This is a genomic window from Bacillus sp. R45 (assembly GCF_021729365.1).
Taxonomy (GTDB): domain Bacteria; phylum Bacillota; class Bacilli; order Bacillales; family Bacillaceae; genus Bacillus; species Bacillus velezensis.
This window is the reverse complement of the sequence record NZ_CP091421.1, coordinates 147,866-162,500: the sequence shown is the minus strand read 5'-3', so window position 1 is coordinate 162,500 and position 14,635 is coordinate 147,866. Positions and strand designations below refer to the sequence as shown.

At 45.7% G+C, this 14,635-nt stretch carries 20 protein-coding genes, 1 rRNA gene and 1 pseudogene (1 of these 22 only partly in view); 3 read left to right on the top strand and 19 right to left on the bottom strand.

Features of this window, described 5'->3' with window-relative positions:
- Nucleotides 1–971: ribosomal RNA gene (locus tag L3V45_RS00950) — 16S ribosomal RNA — on the bottom strand; it reaches 579 nt to the left of the window's first position.
- Nucleotides 972–1,311: 340 nt separating this feature from the next.
- Between L3V45_RS00950 and pdaB the strand changes: the two genes are divergently transcribed.
- On the top strand, nt 1,312–2,076 hold the full coding sequence (gene pdaB / locus L3V45_RS00945) for a polysaccharide deacetylase family sporulation protein PdaB (protein ID WP_014304225.1): 765 nt from the start codon (nt 1,312–1,314) through the stop codon (nt 2,074–2,076).
- Here the strand turns inward: pdaB and kbaA are convergent, their stop codons facing one another.
- The gene (gene kbaA / locus L3V45_RS00940) at nt 2,077–2,673 is read right to left on the bottom strand and encodes a KinB-signaling pathway activation protein (RefSeq protein WP_003156571.1); all 597 of its coding nucleotides are present in this window, start codon (nt 2,671–2,673) and stop codon (nt 2,077–2,079) included.
- Between the two features lie 107 nt (nt 2,674–2,780).
- On the opposite strand from kbaA, the gene gerD reads away from it, so the two are divergent.
- Nucleotides 2,781–3,338 carry a spore germination lipoprotein GerD gene (gerD, locus tag L3V45_RS00935; protein ID WP_007615280.1) on the top strand — a complete coding sequence of 186 codons (558 nt, stop codon included), beginning with the start codon at nt 2,781–2,783 and terminating at the stop codon, nt 3,336–3,338.
- A 32-nt stretch (nt 3,339–3,370) separates the two neighbouring features.
- On the opposite strand, the gene L3V45_RS00930 is transcribed toward gerD, so the two are convergent.
- From L3V45_RS00930 to L3V45_RS00920, 3 genes are all read right to left on the bottom strand, one after another.
- Nucleotides 3,371–4,423 carry an Mrp/NBP35 family ATP-binding protein gene (locus L3V45_RS00930; RefSeq protein WP_003156567.1) on the bottom strand — a complete coding sequence of 351 codons (1,053 nt, stop codon included), beginning with the start codon at nt 4,421–4,423 and terminating at the stop codon, nt 3,371–3,373.
- Between the two features lie 81 nt (nt 4,424–4,504).
- Nucleotides 4,505–5,218 carry an N-acetylmuramoyl-L-alanine amidase CwlD gene (gene cwlD, locus L3V45_RS00925; protein WP_003156566.1) on the bottom strand — a complete coding sequence of 238 codons (714 nt, stop codon included), beginning with the start codon at nt 5,216–5,218 and terminating at the stop codon, nt 4,505–4,507.
- A gap of 60 nt (nt 5,219–5,278) precedes the next feature.
- Nucleotides 5,279–5,722 carry a DUF2521 family protein gene (locus L3V45_RS00920; RefSeq protein ID WP_003156564.1) on the bottom strand — a complete coding sequence of 148 codons (444 nt, stop codon included), beginning with the start codon at nt 5,720–5,722 and terminating at the stop codon, nt 5,279–5,281.
- Nucleotides 5,723–5,852: 130 nt separating this feature from the next.
- Between L3V45_RS00920 and L3V45_RS00915 the strand changes: the two genes are divergently transcribed.
- On the top strand, nt 5,853–6,326 hold the full coding sequence (locus L3V45_RS00915) for a DinB family protein (protein WP_236837217.1): 474 nt from the start codon (nt 5,853–5,855) through the stop codon (nt 6,324–6,326).
- 13 nt (nt 6,327–6,339) lie between these two features.
- Here the strand turns inward: L3V45_RS00915 and L3V45_RS00910 are convergent, their stop codons facing one another.
- The 14 genes and pseudogenes from L3V45_RS00910 to L3V45_RS00845 all read right to left on the bottom strand — a co-directional run bounded on the left by L3V45_RS00910 (nt 6,340) and on the right by L3V45_RS00845 (nt 14,617).
- On the bottom strand, nt 6,340–7,107 hold the full coding sequence (locus L3V45_RS00910) for a class I SAM-dependent methyltransferase (RefSeq protein ID WP_057080147.1): 768 nt from the start codon (nt 7,105–7,107) through the stop codon (nt 6,340–6,342).
- A 137-nt stretch (nt 7,108–7,244) separates the two neighbouring features.
- Complete coding sequence (gene rpsI / locus L3V45_RS00905; RefSeq protein WP_003156557.1) at nt 7,245–7,637, bottom strand: 30S ribosomal protein S9; 393 nt, start codon at nt 7,635–7,637, stop codon at nt 7,245–7,247.
- 20 nt (nt 7,638–7,657) lie between these two features.
- Nucleotides 7,658–8,095, bottom strand: a complete 438-nt coding sequence (gene rplM / locus L3V45_RS00900; RefSeq protein WP_003156556.1) for a 50S ribosomal protein L13 — start codon at nt 8,093–8,095, stop codon at nt 7,658–7,660.
- Between the two features lie 159 nt (nt 8,096–8,254).
- Nucleotides 8,255–8,998: a tRNA pseudouridine(38-40) synthase TruA gene (gene truA, locus L3V45_RS00895; protein ID WP_015388779.1), complete on the bottom strand. Its 744-nt coding sequence runs from the start codon at nt 8,996–8,998 to the stop codon at nt 8,255–8,257.
- 12 nt (nt 8,999–9,010) lie between these two features.
- On the bottom strand, nt 9,011–9,808 hold the full coding sequence (locus L3V45_RS00890) for an energy-coupling factor transporter transmembrane component T family protein (RefSeq protein WP_014304219.1): 798 nt from the start codon (nt 9,806–9,808) through the stop codon (nt 9,011–9,013).
- Entirely contained in the window at nt 9,805–10,674 is an 870-nt protein-coding gene (locus L3V45_RS00885; protein ID WP_003156552.1) for an energy-coupling factor ABC transporter ATP-binding protein, read from the bottom strand. Before L3V45_RS00885 ends, L3V45_RS00890 begins: the two co-directional genes overlap by 4 nt.
- Nucleotides 10,650–11,495, bottom strand: a complete 846-nt coding sequence (locus tag L3V45_RS00880; protein ID WP_236837216.1) for an energy-coupling factor ABC transporter ATP-binding protein — start codon at nt 11,493–11,495, stop codon at nt 10,650–10,652. Before L3V45_RS00880 ends, L3V45_RS00885 begins: the two co-directional genes overlap by 25 nt.
- Nucleotides 11,496–11,626: 131 nt before the next feature.
- Complete coding sequence (gene rplQ / locus L3V45_RS00875) at nt 11,627–11,989, bottom strand: 50S ribosomal protein L17 (protein WP_003156550.1); 363 nt, start codon at nt 11,987–11,989, stop codon at nt 11,627–11,629.
- Between the two features lie 77 nt (nt 11,990–12,066).
- The gene (locus L3V45_RS00870) at nt 12,067–13,011 is read right to left on the bottom strand and encodes a DNA-directed RNA polymerase subunit alpha (RefSeq protein ID WP_003156549.1); all 945 of its coding nucleotides are present in this window, start codon (nt 13,009–13,011) and stop codon (nt 12,067–12,069) included.
- 176 nt (nt 13,012–13,187) lie between these two features.
- Complete coding sequence (rpsK, locus tag L3V45_RS00865) at nt 13,188–13,583, bottom strand: 30S ribosomal protein S11 (RefSeq protein ID WP_003156547.1); 396 nt, start codon at nt 13,581–13,583, stop codon at nt 13,188–13,190.
- Between the two features lie 20 nt (nt 13,584–13,603).
- On the bottom strand, nt 13,604–13,969 hold the full coding sequence (gene rpsM / locus L3V45_RS00860; protein WP_003156545.1) for a 30S ribosomal protein S13: 366 nt from the start codon (nt 13,967–13,969) through the stop codon (nt 13,604–13,606).
- Nucleotides 13,970–13,991: 22 nt separating this feature from the next.
- Entirely contained in the window at nt 13,992–14,105 is a 114-nt protein-coding gene (gene rpmJ / locus L3V45_RS00855) for a 50S ribosomal protein L36 (protein WP_003156543.1), read from the bottom strand.
- Nucleotides 14,106–14,138: 33 nt separating this feature from the next.
- On the bottom strand, nt 14,139–14,357 hold the full coding sequence (gene infA / locus L3V45_RS00850; RefSeq protein ID WP_003156508.1) for a translation initiation factor IF-1: 219 nt from the start codon (nt 14,355–14,357) through the stop codon (nt 14,139–14,141).
- Nucleotides 14,335–14,617, bottom strand: a pseudogene (locus L3V45_RS00845) (KOW domain-containing RNA-binding protein). Before L3V45_RS00845 ends, infA begins: the two are co-directional and overlap by 23 nt.
- Nucleotides 14,618–14,635: the final 18 nt, after the last annotated feature.

Here is a 14,635-nt window from a genome sequence, read left to right as displayed (position 1 = left end):
CGAATTAAACCACATGCTCCACCGCTTGTGCGGGCCCCCGTCAATTCCTTTGAGTTTCAGTCTTGCGACCGTACTCCCCAGGCGGAGTGCTTAATGCGTTAGCTGCAGCACTAAGGGGCGGAAACCCCCTAACACTTAGCACTCATCGTTTACGGCGTGGACTACCAGGGTATCTAATCCTGTTCGCTCCCCACGCTTTCGCTCCTCAGCGTCAGTTACAGACCAGAGAGTCGCCTTCGCCACTGGTGTTCCTCCACATCTCTACGCATTTCACCGCTACACGTGGAATTCCACTCTCCTCTTCTGCACTCAAGTTCCCCAGTTTCCAATGACCCTCCCCGGTTGAGCCGGGGGCTTTCACATCAGACTTAAGAAACCGCCTGCGAGCCCTTTACGCCCAATAATTCCGGACAACGCTTGCCACCTACGTATTACCGCGGCTGCTGGCACGTAGTTAGCCGTGGCTTTCTGGTTAGGTACCGTCAAGGTGCCGCCCTATTTGAACGGCACTTGTTCTTCCCTAACAACAGAGCTTTACGATCCGAAAACCTTCATCACTCACGCGGCGTTGCTCCGTCAGACTTTCGTCCATTGCGGAAGATTCCCTACTGCTGCCTCCCGTAGGAGTCTGGGCCGTGTCTCAGTCCCAGTGTGGCCGATCACCCTCTCAGGTCGGCTACGCATCGTCGCCTTGGTGAGCCGTTACCTCACCAACTAGCTAATGCGCCGCGGGTCCATCTGTAAGTGGTAGCCGAAGCCACCTTTTATGTCTGAACCATGCGGTTCAGACAACCATCCGGTATTAGCCCCGGTTTCCCGGAGTTATCCCAGTCTTACAGGCAGGTTACCCACGTGTTACTCACCCGTCCGCCGCTAACATCAGGGAGCAAGCTCCCATCTGTCCGCTCGACTTGCATGTATTAGGCACGCCGCCAGCGTTCGTCCTGAGCCAGGATCAAACTCTCCGATAAAGTAGTTTGACTGACTACGCACATCGCTGTGCGATTTATTTAAAACTTTGAATTAACAGGTACGTTTTGTCTTGTTTAGTTTTCAAAGATCATTACCGCTTGTTGAAGCAGCTTTATTATCTTACCACTCAGCTTCTTTTATGTCAACAACTTTTTTTAAGTTGTTTCCGAAGCTTTTTGTTGTTGTCTGCTGTCCATCAGCGACGTTTAATAATATACCATGCATCCGCTGAATTTAGCAAGTATTTTTTTCGTTTTTTTTGAAACGTATTTCGTTATATTCATCTCCGCCGCGGCATACGATGTAATCAAGCATGGACAAGATAAGGAGGCGTCATCAGTGAACCACTTCTACGTGTGGCACATCAGAAGGATAAAACAGCTGCTTATTATTATCATTGCCGCATTTGCAGCAGCCAGCTTTTTTTATATACAGAGAGCCGTCCCCCTTCCTGTATTTTTAACTGATAGCGGCCCGAAGGCTATTTCAAAAGGGGAGACGAAAGCGGGCGAAGTCGCATTAACATTCGATATCAGCTGGGGCGACGAAAAAGCGGTTCCGATTCTGAACGCACTAAAAGCAAACGGTATTAAAAACGCCACTTTTTTTCTGTCAGCTTCTTGGGCGGAACGGCACCCGGACACAGTTGAACGTATGGTAAAAGACGGACATCAAATCGGCAGCATGGGATATGCGTATAAGAATTATACCAACCTAGAGGACAACGAAATAAAAAAAGATATCCTTCGGGCCCAGACCGCATTTAAAAAGCTGGGTGTGAAGAATATTCATTTACTCCGCCCGCCGACCGGACAATTTAATAAAAAGGTTCTTGCCATTGCACAGCAGTACCGCTATTCAGTGGTTCATTACAGCGTTAACTCGCAGGATTGGACAAATCCCGGTCCTGATAAAATCATTGAAAATGTAAACAGTCATATAAAAGGCGGCGACATTGTCCTGCTGCACGCCTCTGATTCAGCAACACAGACCGAAGAAGCGCTCCCCGCCATCATTCACAATTTAAAGCAAAAAGGACTGAAAAACGTGACAGTCGGCGACCTGATCGCAAATACTGACGTCAAGTCATCAGAAGTCAAATAACTACCTCTGGGCAAACTTCGGCAGCATTAACAGCTGAAACGCATTGCAGCCCATCAGCGGAATCAGCATCAAATAAAGCCAGTCCTCATTATTCACTCTTAGCGCAGGAACCCATTCAAGCGCTGTAATAACGACCATTAAAAATAATGATGAAACGAACGTATTTTTTGAGGACTGCTTTTGTTTTATATACGCCGTCAACAGGCCGACGGCAAGCAGAGCCAGCGGCAGCCAGACAAACCCCGCAATCGAGTCATCCCGCTCACCGAAAAACAAAAATCTGACGTACATTAAATCAAAAGCGACAAACAGAATGATAAACAGCTGAAGCAGATTCCAAAGCGAGTTTGATCTGAGAATTTCAAGGGCAAACCGGTGCACCGTCAGAAAGACGAAGAATCCCATCTGGCTGATCACACTGAAAATCATGCCTACCCCGATAAACCAGATCAGAACGGAGAAAATCTGACCGGCCTCAAAATTCAGAAAGAACCCCTTGTACTCCCCCCACTTCAGTGCAAATCCCACGACGCTTGTAATAAGAGCGCCCACAGCTAAAATCGAAAAGAAAAATCGAACAAGCCCGCGGCTTTTCATCTCTTATTCATCCCCCTGACAATCGCGTTCAGCGATATTTTGTTATGTATAAATCCATTCCGATGAATCATATTAAAAATAAGTACAAGTAAGGAAGGAGCTTATGCATGTCAAAAGCCAAAACGCTATTGATAAGCTGTTTTGTTGTATTATCTGTAACAGCTTGTGCTCCAAAAGACCAAGCAGCGGATATGGATTATGACCAGACTAAAAAAATGGTTGTTGATATATTAAAGACAGATGATGGAAAAAAAGCAATTAAGGAAATATTAAATGATGATGCGATGAATGAGGCATTGGTGATTGATCAAAATGCCATTAAAGGCACAATAGAGAAAACCCTCACCTCTAAAAAAGGGGCGGAGTTCTGGAAAACCATCTTTGAAGACTCAAAGTTCGCCGAGAGCTTTGCAAAAACGCTTCAGCCCGAGCACGAAAAAATCATAAAAAAATTGATGAAAGACCCTGATTATCAGAAAAGTTTTATGCAGATCATGCAGGACCCCGGCATGGATAAAAAATACTATGAGCTGGTGAAAAGCCAAAAGTTCCGCAGTTACTTAGAAGATGTAATTACAGAGACACTTTCCAGCCCGCTTTTCAAAAAGCAATTCGAGGATGAATTGAAAAAAGCGGCTTCAAGTTCTGAAAAAGAAAGCCAATAAAAGGCCGGGCCGTGTTGATCCCGGCCCCTTTTTTATTCAGCTGTTTTTTCAATGACTTTTTGGGCGATACCCATATAAATTTCCCCGATCGGATGACTTCTGTCATAGACAGAAGGCGCAAACTGGTCCTTGTCCCAATCAGGCTGTTTTAAAGGAATTCTGCCAAGCAGCGGCACCTGCAATTCCTCTGCAAGCTTATCTCCCCCGCCTTGACCGAACACATATTCTCTCTCGCCGGTTTTTGCACTTTCATAATAAGCCATATTTTCAATGACCCCTACAACTTCATGATCGGTCTTAATCGCCATAGATCCCGCTCTCGCCGCTACAAATGCGGCTGTAGGGTGCGGCGTTGATACGATAATCTCTTTGCAGCTCGGAAGCATCGTGTGTACATCAAGCGCCACATCACCCGTGCCGGGCGGCAGGTCGAGAACGATATAGTCAACCTCTCCCCAGTCAACCTCATGGAAGAAGTTATTCAGCATCTTGCCCAGCATCGGCCCTCTCCACACAACCGGAGCATTTTCTTCGACGAAAAAGCCCATCGACATAACCTTTACTCCAAATCTTTCGACAGGAAGCAGTTTTTCTCCTTCAACTGTCGGGCGAACTGTAATACCCATCATGTCCGGCACGCTGAATCCGTATATATCCGCGTCGATCAAGCCGACTTTTTTTCCGAGCCGCGCAAGAGAAATGGCCAGGTTGACGGAAACCGTTGATTTGCCGACACCGCCTTTTCCGCTTGCCACCGCAAGAAAGACCGGCGGATGTTTCCTATTCAGCAGGGTTTCGCTTTCAGCAGCAGGCCGGCTGAATTTCGCCAATGTTTCTTCCGGCAGCTCTTCAAACCGAAGTCCCACAGTTTCCGCACCCGCTTCTTTCAGAACGGATACGATTTCCTGCTGAATGCCCATCTGTTCAGCCGTCCCCGTTTTTGCCAATGCAATTTTTACACTGACATGCCGTTTTTCCGGCTTGACCTTTACTTCTTTAATGGCATCCAATTCTCCCAGCGGTCTATGAAGAAAAGGTTCGCGCATGTTTCCGACTATATTTCTTACTTCATCTTCTCTTATCATCGAACCCTCACCCTTTGTGTATTCGTTTACAAATGGTATTATAACATATATTTTAAACGTAGAATCGGCGAAAAACCCTCCTTACTCGGGAGGGTCTCCTTTTTCTGTAAAATATCTCAACACGCCCTTATACACGGAAGAAGCGATTTTGTCCTGGTATTGAGGCTGGCCGAGCCTTTTCGCTTCCGCGGGATTGGACAGAAATCCGATTTCCACCAGGGCGCCCGGTTTGGTTACATTCTGCATTAAGTAAATGCCGTGTATCCGTTTCGCCTTTCTCGTTGTATTCTCCAAATTGATTCTCAATTCGTCCTGTATATATTTTGCCACTTTTTCATTCTCTTCGTATTTTCCATAGTAGAAGCTTTGGGCGCCGCTCCATCTCGGTGACGGTATGGCGTTCAGATGAATGCTGATATAAAGCTCCGCCTCTGAACGGTTGATGATCTCCACGCGCTTTCTCAGATCTTCCGCTTTGCGTCTGCTGTAGCCTTTCGTCCCTTCAGGAGCTAAATCAGTATCCGTCTCCCGCGTCATAATGACCAAAGCTCCCTGCTCCTGCAAATAGTCTCTGACCCTGGAGGCCACTTCGAGAGTAATGTCCTTTTCAAGGTGACTGCCTCCCGTGGCGCCTCCATCCGGCCCGCCGTGTCCCGGATCGAGATAGATGATTTTCCCGCTCAGCGGCAGGCTCCACGGCCGCCATGAATCATCATTATGGAATTGAAACCGGAATAAACACAATAATATGATAAAGCCAAGTAAAAAACCGAGCCATTTCAGCTTTTTTGTCATAGCTTTCCCTCCCGCTTGTCCCCGTTATTAATAAGTATGGGACAAGGGAAGAAATTATGATTACCTCATGCGGAGCTTACATTGTTTTTCTCTTTGCAGAAATCCTTCCGTCCACCAGCTGTTGATAAACCGGCAGGACGCTTCATAGATTTCTTTTTGTTCAACGGAAGAATATTGCTCATGCGTCCAATTGCAAAGATATTCAAAAAAATCGGCCGTCAGTTCTTCCTCTTCTTCAGCCGAACGTGCGTTTGCCCTCTGCAAAGACTCACCATAATAGCCAAAGACGCCGAACCGGCCGCCTAATAAATACGCTTCAATTGCAAAATCTATGCATCCTTCACTCAGAATGCCGTTTTCGTCTTGAAGAAAGGGAAACAAAGGGGTGAGACATGCTTTTACGGACTGAATGATCTGCGTCAGTGACAGTTCCTTTAGTAAACTCTTCTCAAGCTCATAATCCTTCTGCCGTTTCACGTCTGAAAAAGATAATACTTCTGCCATTGCCAGCCACGCTCCTTTTTACTGTTATTTTGAAAGGAAAAGGGAAAAAGCATGCTTTGTTGATAGTGGAAATCCTCCCAAATGAAGGAGTTTCATGTTAACTGGAAGAATAAAGAGCTGAGGTGACGTGATGAAAAAGCTGTTTCAATACAATTGGACGGTGCGTGACGAGTGGTTTATGATATGTGAGAAGCTGAGCCGGGAGGAACTGACGAAAACCCGGACGGGCGGAATGGAGAGCATCTTGCGGACTTTATTTCATATCATTGATGTCGAGATCAGCTGGGCTCGTGCCATTTTAGGTAAAGATGATGTTTTACCCGCTGAGTCTGACTATACGAGCATTCAGGATCTCAGAAAGCTGTCTGAACAGTATCGGGAGGATGTCATTCATGCGGTCTCCCGCAAAGGGGCGGATCTTGTTAAGCCGGACTGGATGGACCAAACCTTTCCTAAAGAAGATATTCTCCGCCACATCCTTGCGCATGAGATTCACCACATGGGACAACTGTCGGTTTGGGCCAGAGAGATTGGAATAGAACTGGTTTCGGCTAATGTGATCAGCCGTCCGCAGAAAAAAGCCGCAAAAAAACAGCACCTCTGACGGGATGCCGTTTTTATATTTTAATGCTTCTTGTTACGGAGTATGTATTAATGTATTCATCCAGCACGAGGCCGCCTTTGTCCTCGTAAAAACCGGCAACCATAAAGCCTGCGTCAATCTGACCTTTAATTTGATCCTCCAGCGTATGGCCGAATTCAAGCGCTTCATGATTATCAATAAGTTCCTTTACCTTTTTCTTACTCAGATCTTTTTCATCCGAAAACGGAATGGAATACTTTACTTTTAGTACGCCTTCCTGCTCTAAATCCATATCAAATAAGAACACGACGGGATTTACAAAACCGGAGACTAAAGACCCGCCTTTTTTCAATACGCGATGAGCTTCTTTCCATACCGGAAGAACCGTATCAACAAAGCAATTCGATACCGGGTGCACGATAAAATCAAATGTCTCATCATCAAAACAGCTCAGATCATTCATGCTGCCTTTGACAGTCCGAAGCGTAAGACCGTCCCGCTCGGCTACCATTCTGTCTTGCGCAAGCTGTTTTTCCGAATTGTCAAAGATGGTGACGTCCGCTCCTGCAGCAGCAAGGACCGGCCCTTGCTGTCCTCCTCCTGAAGCGAGACAAAGAACCTCCAGACCGTCTATGGGCGGAAACCAATCCGCCGGCACATCTTTTCCGGGGGTCATTCTGATGCTCCAATTGCCTTTTTTCGCTTCACCAATTGTATGAGAATCAACCGCAACCGTCCATTCATTGCCTGTTTCGACTTTTTTATCCCATGCCTTGCTGTTATGTATGACTAACTTATTCATTATAACTGCGCTCCTTATTGGTAATGAATAGAGTATAACAAACAATTCTAGAAAAACATCGGATAACCTCTTCGATATGAGAAAAAAATACAAAAAAACCACAACCAAGAAGTTGTGGTTTTTGCCATCCAAAACGATTAACGTTTTGAGAACTGAGGTGCACGACGAGCGCCTTTAAGACCGTATTTTTTACGTTCTTTCATACGGGCGTCACGAGTCAGAAGACCAGCACGTTTAAGTGTTGCGCGGTATTCTGGATCTGCTTCAAGCAAAGCACGAGCGATACCGTGACGGATTGCTCCAGCTTGACCAGATAAGCCACCTCCATGTACGTTTACTAAAACATCATAAGTACCAGCTGTTTCAGTTAAAGCTAATGGTTGTTTGATATCTTCGATTAGAGCCGGAGATGGAATGTGCTCGCTGATTTCACGATTATTAACGACGATACGACCTTCTCCTGGAACTAAGCGCACACGCGCTACAGAACTTTTACGACGGCCAGTACCGTAATATTGAACCTGTGCCAAATTGGTAACCTCCTTTTTAATTAACCGCGAAGTTCGTAAACTTCAGGTTTTTGTGCTTCATGTGGATGCTCAGAACCACGGTATACGTTCAATTTCTTGAACATTTGACGACCTAGAGAACCTTTTGGAAGCATGCCTTTGATAGCAAGCTCAAGCATTTTCTCAGGGTAGTTTGTACGCATTTCAAGAGCTGTTCTTGATTTCAGACCGCCTGGGTGCATTGTGTGACGGTAGTAGATTTTATCAGTTAACTTTTTACCAGTTAACTCGATTTTTTCAGCGTTGATGATGATCACATGATCTCCAGTATCAACGTGCGGTGTGTAAGTCGGTTTGTGTTTCCCGCGAAGGATAGATGCAACTTCTGTAGAAAGACGTCCTAAAGTCTTGCCTGCTGCATCAACAACTAACCACTTGCGTTCAATAGTACTTGCGTTAGCCATAGGTGTTGTACGCATTTAATTCCCTCCTAAATGATCTGTCATTTTTTCATAAACTTCTGTTACGTTCTATTTCACAACACAATAAGTTCCGGGGCTTATCGTGGGGTTGAAATACATACCATATGATATCTTATAACTTTATGCAGACTCTGTCAAGAAAATGTTACACCTGGTTTAGTTGTCATAGCAAACGCTCCATAAATACAGCCCGTGCCCCGGTGCGGTGCGCCCCGCGGCTTCGCGATCCTTCGCTTCGAGCATTGCTTTTACATCATCGGGAGAAAATTTTCCAGCTCCTGTATCCAATAACGTTCCGGCAATGATTCTGACCATATTATAGAGAAAACCGTTTCCGGTGATCCGCATCTGCAGGCCGTCTCCGGTCTCAGTCCAATCCAGCTCGTAAATCGTTCTGACCTTATCCTGAACCGCGGTATCAGCCGCGCAAAAGCTTGTGAAATCATGTGTCCCGATGAGGTGCCTTGAAGCTTCCCTCATTTTCTGCACATTAAGCTGATATGCAAAATGGTAAGCGTAATGTCGTTTAAATACGTCCGGGTGTTTCTCCGTATATACAAAGTAGCGATATTCCTTTTGGACTGCGCTAAATCGTGCATGGAACCCATCATCCGCAATCTCTGCTGTTTTGACGGCAATATCATCAGGCAGCAGGGCATTGAGCGCAAACGGCCATTTCTCAGCCGGGATGGACAGCGGCGTATCAAAATGAATAACCTGCCCGGCAGCATGAACATCGCTGTCCGTGCGGCCGGATGAGATGACAGGCACCCTGCCGTCCGTTTTATGGATGACGGCCAGCGCTTTTTCCAATTCACTTTGAACGGTCCGCTTTCCAGGCTGAACCTGATATCCGTTAAATAAATGCCCGTCATAAGCAATGGTACATTTCACTCTCATTCAGCAGCACCTCTAACTTCTTAAGAAAAACAATAACACGGCTAATACGATGATGAGCAGAATGGCTCCGGTATCCTTTCCGGTCCAGACGAGCTTTCTGTATTTCGTTCTCCCCTCACCGCCCTGGTAGCCTCTCGCCTCCATGGCGACCGCAAGCTCTTCCGCGCGTTTAAAGGCGCTGACAAACAGCGGGACAAGCAGCGGAACAACCGCTTTGATTCTGTCTTTCACCGGGCCGCTTGTAAAGTCCGCACCCCTCGCCATTTGCGCCTTCATGATTTTATCTGTCTCTTCCATCAATGTCGGGATAAATCGCAATGATATCGACATCATCAATGCGAGTTCGTGTACGGGCAGCTTCACCTTTTTAAAAGGATTCAAGAGCTGCTCCATTCCATCCGTTATTTCAATCGGCGTTGTTGTCAGCGTCAGCAGCGTTGTCATAAAGATAAGGTAAACGAAACGGAGGGAGATAAAAATCCCCTGTATAAGTCCGCCCTCATACACTTTAAACCAGCCAAGCTGAAAAATAACAGATCCTTCATGCGTCATGAAAATGTGTAATAAAAAGGTAAACGCCACAATCCAGATAATCGGCTTAAGCCCTTTCAGCAAAAAGCTGAACGGCACTCGTGTTAAGGCGATCACCCCGAATGTAAACAAACCGAGCAAAGCATACGTTTGTACGTTGTTTGCCAAAAAAACGATACATACAAAAAGAAAGATGCTGACAAGTTTTGTTCGCGGGTCCAATCGGTGAATAAGCGATGATCCGGGAACATACTTTCCGATAATCATGCTGTCCATCATTGGTCCTTTTCCTCCTGAAAGAAAGCCTTAATTTCGCTCGCGGCATCCTGCAGGGTCAGCATGGGTTTTTCATACTTAACTCCGAGAGCCTCCTCAAGCCGTCTCTGAAACTTCACCGACTCAGGAAGATCCAGTCCCATTTCGGCCATCTCTTCACCTTTTACAAACAAGTCACGCGGACTCCCCGTCGCTTTAATGGTGCCTTTGTGCATGACGATCATTTCGTCAGCATAGCGGGCGGCGTCCTCCATGCTGTGGGTGACGAGAACGGTAGTCAGGTTTCCCCGCTGATGAAGCGCATAGAACATGTCCATAATGTCCTGGCGCCCTCTCGGATCAAGACCGGCTGTCGGTTCATCCAAAACCAGCACTTCCGGCTCCATCGCGAGAACGCCGGCAATCGCCACTCTGCGCATCTGGCCGCCGCTGAGCTCAAACGGTGAACGATCCAAAATGTCTTCCGGAAGGCCCACAAGCCCTAGCATTTCTTTTGCTTTCCGTTCAGCGTCTTCTTTTTTTACACCGAAATTCATCGGTCCGAATGCGATGTCCTTCAGCACAGTCTCTTCAAACAGCTGATGTTCGGGAAATTGGAAAACGATTCCGACTTTTTTTCGCAGAGTCTTAAGGTCTTTATTCTTTTTACCGGCTGCCAGAATCGTGCTCCCGAGCTCAAGCTGTCCTTTAGTCGGTTTCAGCAAACCGTTTAAATGCTGCAGGAGCGTCGATTTGCCCGACCCTGTATGTCCGATGACGGCAACGTAGCTGCCCTCTTTTATCACGGCATTGATATCATACAGAGCAAGCCGTTCAAACGGTGTCTTCATTTGATAGCGGTGTTCTACATCTTTGATTTTAATGTCCACAGCTCATTCACCAGCCCTTCCTGAGTCAGATGGTTTTTCGTTAACGCCAGTCCGCTTTCTTTCAAAAGCAGGCTGAGCTGGAATGAGAAAGGCAAATCAAGACCGATGCGAACCAAGTCTTCATTTAATTTAAAAATCTCTTCAGGCGTGCCCTCTGCATATTTCCTGCCGCCGTTCATCACAATGATCCTATCCGCCCTTGCGGCTTCTTCCAGGTCATGTGTTATCGAAATGACGGTGGCCATGCCCTGATCTTTTAAGCGTCTGACAGTATCAAGGACTTCTTCTCTCCCAATCGGGTCAAGCATGGATGTCGCTTCATCCAAAATCATAATATCAGGACGCGCGGCAATAATTCCCGCGATCGCCACTCTTTGTTTTTGACCTCCGGAGAGATGGTGCGGCTCTTGATCAAGAAAATCCTGCATATTGACTTGTGTGACAGCCCAATCTACTCTCTCAATCATTTCTTCGCGCGGAACACCATTGTTTTCTAAACCAAAAGCCACATCATCGCGAACAGTCGTTCCGACAAATTGGTTATCGGGATTCTGAAAGACCATCCCTATTTTTTTTCGCACATCCCACACGGTATCCTCAGTCAGCTTGATGCCGCCGACATCAATTTCTCCGGCCTCAGGCAAAATCAGCCCGTTCAGCGCTCTGGCCAAAGTCGACTTCCCTGAACCGTTGTGACCTACGATAGCAAGCCATTCTCCTTCATATACCTCCAGACTCACACCGTCCAGCGCCGGTCTTTCTGCATCTTTGCGGTAGCGGAATAGAATGTCTTTTACGGATATAAGCTGTTTTTGATCCACGGGCGCCTGACCTCCTCTCAGCTATAGCTCTGCTTTTCTGTCTCATGATAAAAAGTTCTGATATCTAAAAAAAGGGCATAGATCCAGTTAGAAACTGTCCCGCCCTTCTTTAGATACACAAAAATATGTGATTAAACCAATTCGATGATTGCCATTGGTGCACCGTCACCACGGCGAGGACCAAGCTTCATAATACGTGTGTATCCGCCTTGGCGCTCCTCGTAACGAGTTGCAATGTCAGAGAATAATTTTTGAAGTGCATCTTGGTTATTTTCTTCATTAGCAACCTCGTTGCGAATGTATGCAGCAGCTTGACGACGAGCATGCAAGTCACCGCGCTTACCAAGAGTGATCATCTTTTCAACAACAGAGCGAAGTTCTTTCGCACGTGTTTCAGTTGTTTCAATTCTTTCGTTGATGATCAAATCTGTTGTAAGATCACGAAGCATAGCTTTACGCTGTGAACTCGTACGTCCTAGTTTTCTGTATGACATGTGATGTCCCCTCCTTTAATGGAATGCTGTTTCTAATTAAAAAACACACGAAAATCCTAGTTCACATGGAAACTAGATCAATCGTCTTTGCGAAGGCCGAGTCCAAGTTCTTCAAGTTTCGCTTTCACTTCTTCAAGTGATTTGCGTCCCAGGTTGCGAACTTTCATCATATCTTCTTCCGTCTTGTTCGCAAGTTCTTGAACCGTGTTAATGCCCGCACGCTTCAAGCAGTTGTAAGAACGGACAGAAAGATCAAGTTCCTCAATCGTCATTTCAAGAACTTTTTCTTTTTGATCCTCTTCTTTTTCAACCATGATTTCAGCATGCTGAGCTTCGTCAGTTAAACCGACGAATATATTAAGGTGTTCAGTTAAAATCTTTGAACCGAGAGCAATTGCTTCCTTCGGTCCAGTGCTTCCGTCAGTCCAAACATCAAGTGTAAGTTTGTCATAGTTTGCAACCTGGCCTACACGAGTGTTTTCTACCTGATAAGATAAACGAGAAACTGGCGTAAAGATTGAATCGATCGGAATCACGCCGATTGGCTGATCGTCTCTTTTGTTCGAATCAGCAGGTGTATACCCACGTCCTCTTTGTGCAGTAAGGCGAACTCGGAAACTCGCATTCTCACCAAGAGTCGCGATATGAAGATCCGGATTAAGGATTTCAACATCGCTGTCGTGTGTAATATCAGCTGCTGTGACAGTTCCTTCGCCCTGTACATCAATTTCAAGCGTCTTCTCTTCATCAGAGTAGATTTTCAATGCAAGCTTTTTAATGTGCAAGATTATCGTTGTAACATCTTCCACAACGCCTTCGATTGTCGAGAATTCGTGCAGTACACCATCTATCTGGATCGATGTTACAGCGGCACCAGGGAGTGAGGATAAGAGGATACGACGTAAGGAGTTACCCAGAGTTGTACCATATCCACGCTCAAGCGGCTCTACGACAAACTTACCAAATTTGGCATCGTCGCTGATTTCAACCGTTTCGATTTTTGGTTTTTCAATCTCGATCATTACTTAAAACCCTCCTTCAAAACGTCGAAACCTCGAATAGAATCATATGAGATTCCATCCGAAATTCCCCATTGTTTAGTCCCGTATGTGCTCAGGCAACGAGTCGGTGCATTCGTTTCATAAATAACTGTATCATAACCCATTATTGACAGGGACACAAAATCTATACAAACAAATTACACGCGGCGACGTTTTGGTGGACGGCATCCATTATGAGGAACAGGAGTTACGTCTCTGATAGCTGTAACTTCAAGTCCGGCAGCTTGTAAAGCACGGATTGCAGCTTCACGGCCAGAACCTGGTCCTTTAACAGTTACTTCAAGAGTTTTAAGTCCATGTTCGATTGAACCTTTAGCAGCTGTTTCAGCAGCCATTTGCGCAGCAAAAGGAGTCGATTTACGAGAACCTCTGAATCCTAGAGCTCCGGCACTTGACCAAGAAATAGCATTACCATGAGTATCAGTGATCGTAACGATCGTGTTGTTGAAAGTTGAACGAATATGAGCGATTCCTGACTCAATATTCTTTTTCACGCGACGTTTACGCGTGTTTTGTTTACGAGCAGCAGCCATTGTTTAGGTACCTCCCTTACTTATTTTTTCTTGTTAGCTACAGTACGACGCGGACCTTTACGAGTACGCGCATTGTTTTTAGAGTTTTGTCCGCGAACAGGCAAACCTCTGCGATGGCGGATTCCGCGGTAGCTTCCGATTTCGATCAGACGCTTGATGTTAAGAGAAACTTCACGGCGAAGGTCACCTTCTACTTTCAGTTTGTCAATAACATCACGGATTTTACCAAGTTCTTCTTCAGTAAGATCACGCACACGAGTATCTTCAGAAACACCAGCCTCTTTCAAGACTTGCTGAGCCGTTGTGCGGCCAATTCCGAAGACATATGTTAAAGAAATAACAACACGTTTGTCACGTGGGATATCTACACCAGCAATACGAGCCATTCTCTGGGCACCTCCTTATTAATTATCCTTGTTTTTGTTTATGCTTTGGATTTTCACAGATCACCATTACTTTTCCTTTTCTGCGAATAACTTTACATTTCTCGCAGATTGGTTTAACTGATGGTCTCACTTTCATGTGTTTCCAACCTCCTTCAGTTTCCGGAGTGCTTTATTTGTAACGGTACGTAATCCTGCCACGAGTTAAGTCATATGGAGATAATTCTACCGTAACTTTGTCTCCAGGTAAAATGCGAATGAAGTGCATGCGGATTTTACCAGATACGTGAGCCAAAACCGTATGGCCATTTTCGAGTTCAACTTTGAACATCGCGTTTGGCAGTGTTTCGACAATCGTACCTTCCACTTCAATTACATCGTCTTTCGCCATTCAAGTGTTCTCCCTTCTTCAAATCAGTAACTTGCTCTCTGACAAATTTCAAAAGAGAAAATCTCAGTTATCCGTTTGTCACACGCCCTGTTTCGTTTATACTGTTCTGAACTTCCGGAGATACGCAATCATAAAGGGTGAATGATTGATATTCTTTTTCTAAGGAGAATGAAATGTACGCTTTTCTCCGTCTGCTTTAGTACACGATGATGAATCTTCCTTCCGATGACAGCAGCTAGCCGGTTTTTCTTCCGACCAATTGTAAACCTACAATCTGC

Bases quoted from the DNA above. Each gene is read 5' to 3' on its own strand.
- kbaA (WP_003156571.1), bottom strand. From the start codon at position 2,673: ATGAAAAGCCGCGGGCTTGTTCGATTTTTCTTTTCGATTTTAGCTGTG.
- gerD (WP_007615280.1), top strand. From the start codon at position 2,781: ATGTCAAAAGCCAAAACGCTATTGATAAGCTGTTTTGTTGTATTATCT.
- L3V45_RS00930 (WP_003156567.1), bottom strand. From the start codon at position 4,423: ATGATAAGAGAAGATGAAGTAAGAAATATAGTCGGAAACATGCGCGAA.
- cwlD (WP_003156566.1), bottom strand. From the start codon at position 5,218: ATGACAAAAAAGCTGAAATGGCTCGGTTTTTTACTTGGCTTTATCATA.
- L3V45_RS00920 (WP_003156564.1), bottom strand. From the start codon at position 5,722: ATGGCAGAAGTATTATCTTTTTCAGACGTGAAACGGCAGAAGGATTAT.
- L3V45_RS00915 (WP_236837217.1), top strand. From the start codon at position 5,853: ATGAAAAAGCTGTTTCAATACAATTGGACGGTGCGTGACGAGTGGTTT.
- L3V45_RS00910 (WP_057080147.1), bottom strand. From the start codon at position 7,107: ATGAATAAGTTAGTCATACATAACAGCAAGGCATGGGATAAAAAAGTC.
- rplM (WP_003156556.1), bottom strand. From the start codon at position 8,095: ATGCGTACAACACCTATGGCTAACGCAAGTACTATTGAACGCAAGTGG.
- truA (WP_015388779.1), bottom strand. From the start codon at position 8,998: ATGAGAGTGAAATGTACCATTGCTTATGACGGGCATTTATTTAACGGA.
- L3V45_RS00890 (WP_014304219.1), bottom strand. From the start codon at position 9,808: ATGATGGACAGCATGATTATCGGAAAGTATGTTCCCGGATCATCGCTT.
- rplQ (WP_003156550.1), bottom strand. From the start codon at position 11,989: ATGTCATACAGAAAACTAGGACGTACGAGTTCACAGCGTAAAGCTATG.
- L3V45_RS00870 (WP_003156549.1), bottom strand. From the start codon at position 13,011: ATGATCGAGATTGAAAAACCAAAAATCGAAACGGTTGAAATCAGCGAC.
- rpsK (WP_003156547.1), bottom strand. From the start codon at position 13,583: ATGGCTGCTGCTCGTAAACAAAACACGCGTAAACGTCGCGTGAAAAAG.
- rpsM (WP_003156545.1), bottom strand. From the start codon at position 13,969: ATGGCTCGTATTGCTGGTGTAGATATCCCACGTGACAAACGTGTTGTT.
- rpmJ (WP_003156543.1), bottom strand. From the start codon at position 14,105: ATGAAAGTGAGACCATCAGTTAAACCAATCTGCGAGAAATGTAAAGTT.
- infA (WP_003156508.1), bottom strand. From the start codon at position 14,357: ATGGCGAAAGACGATGTAATTGAAGTGGAAGGTACGATTGTCGAAACA.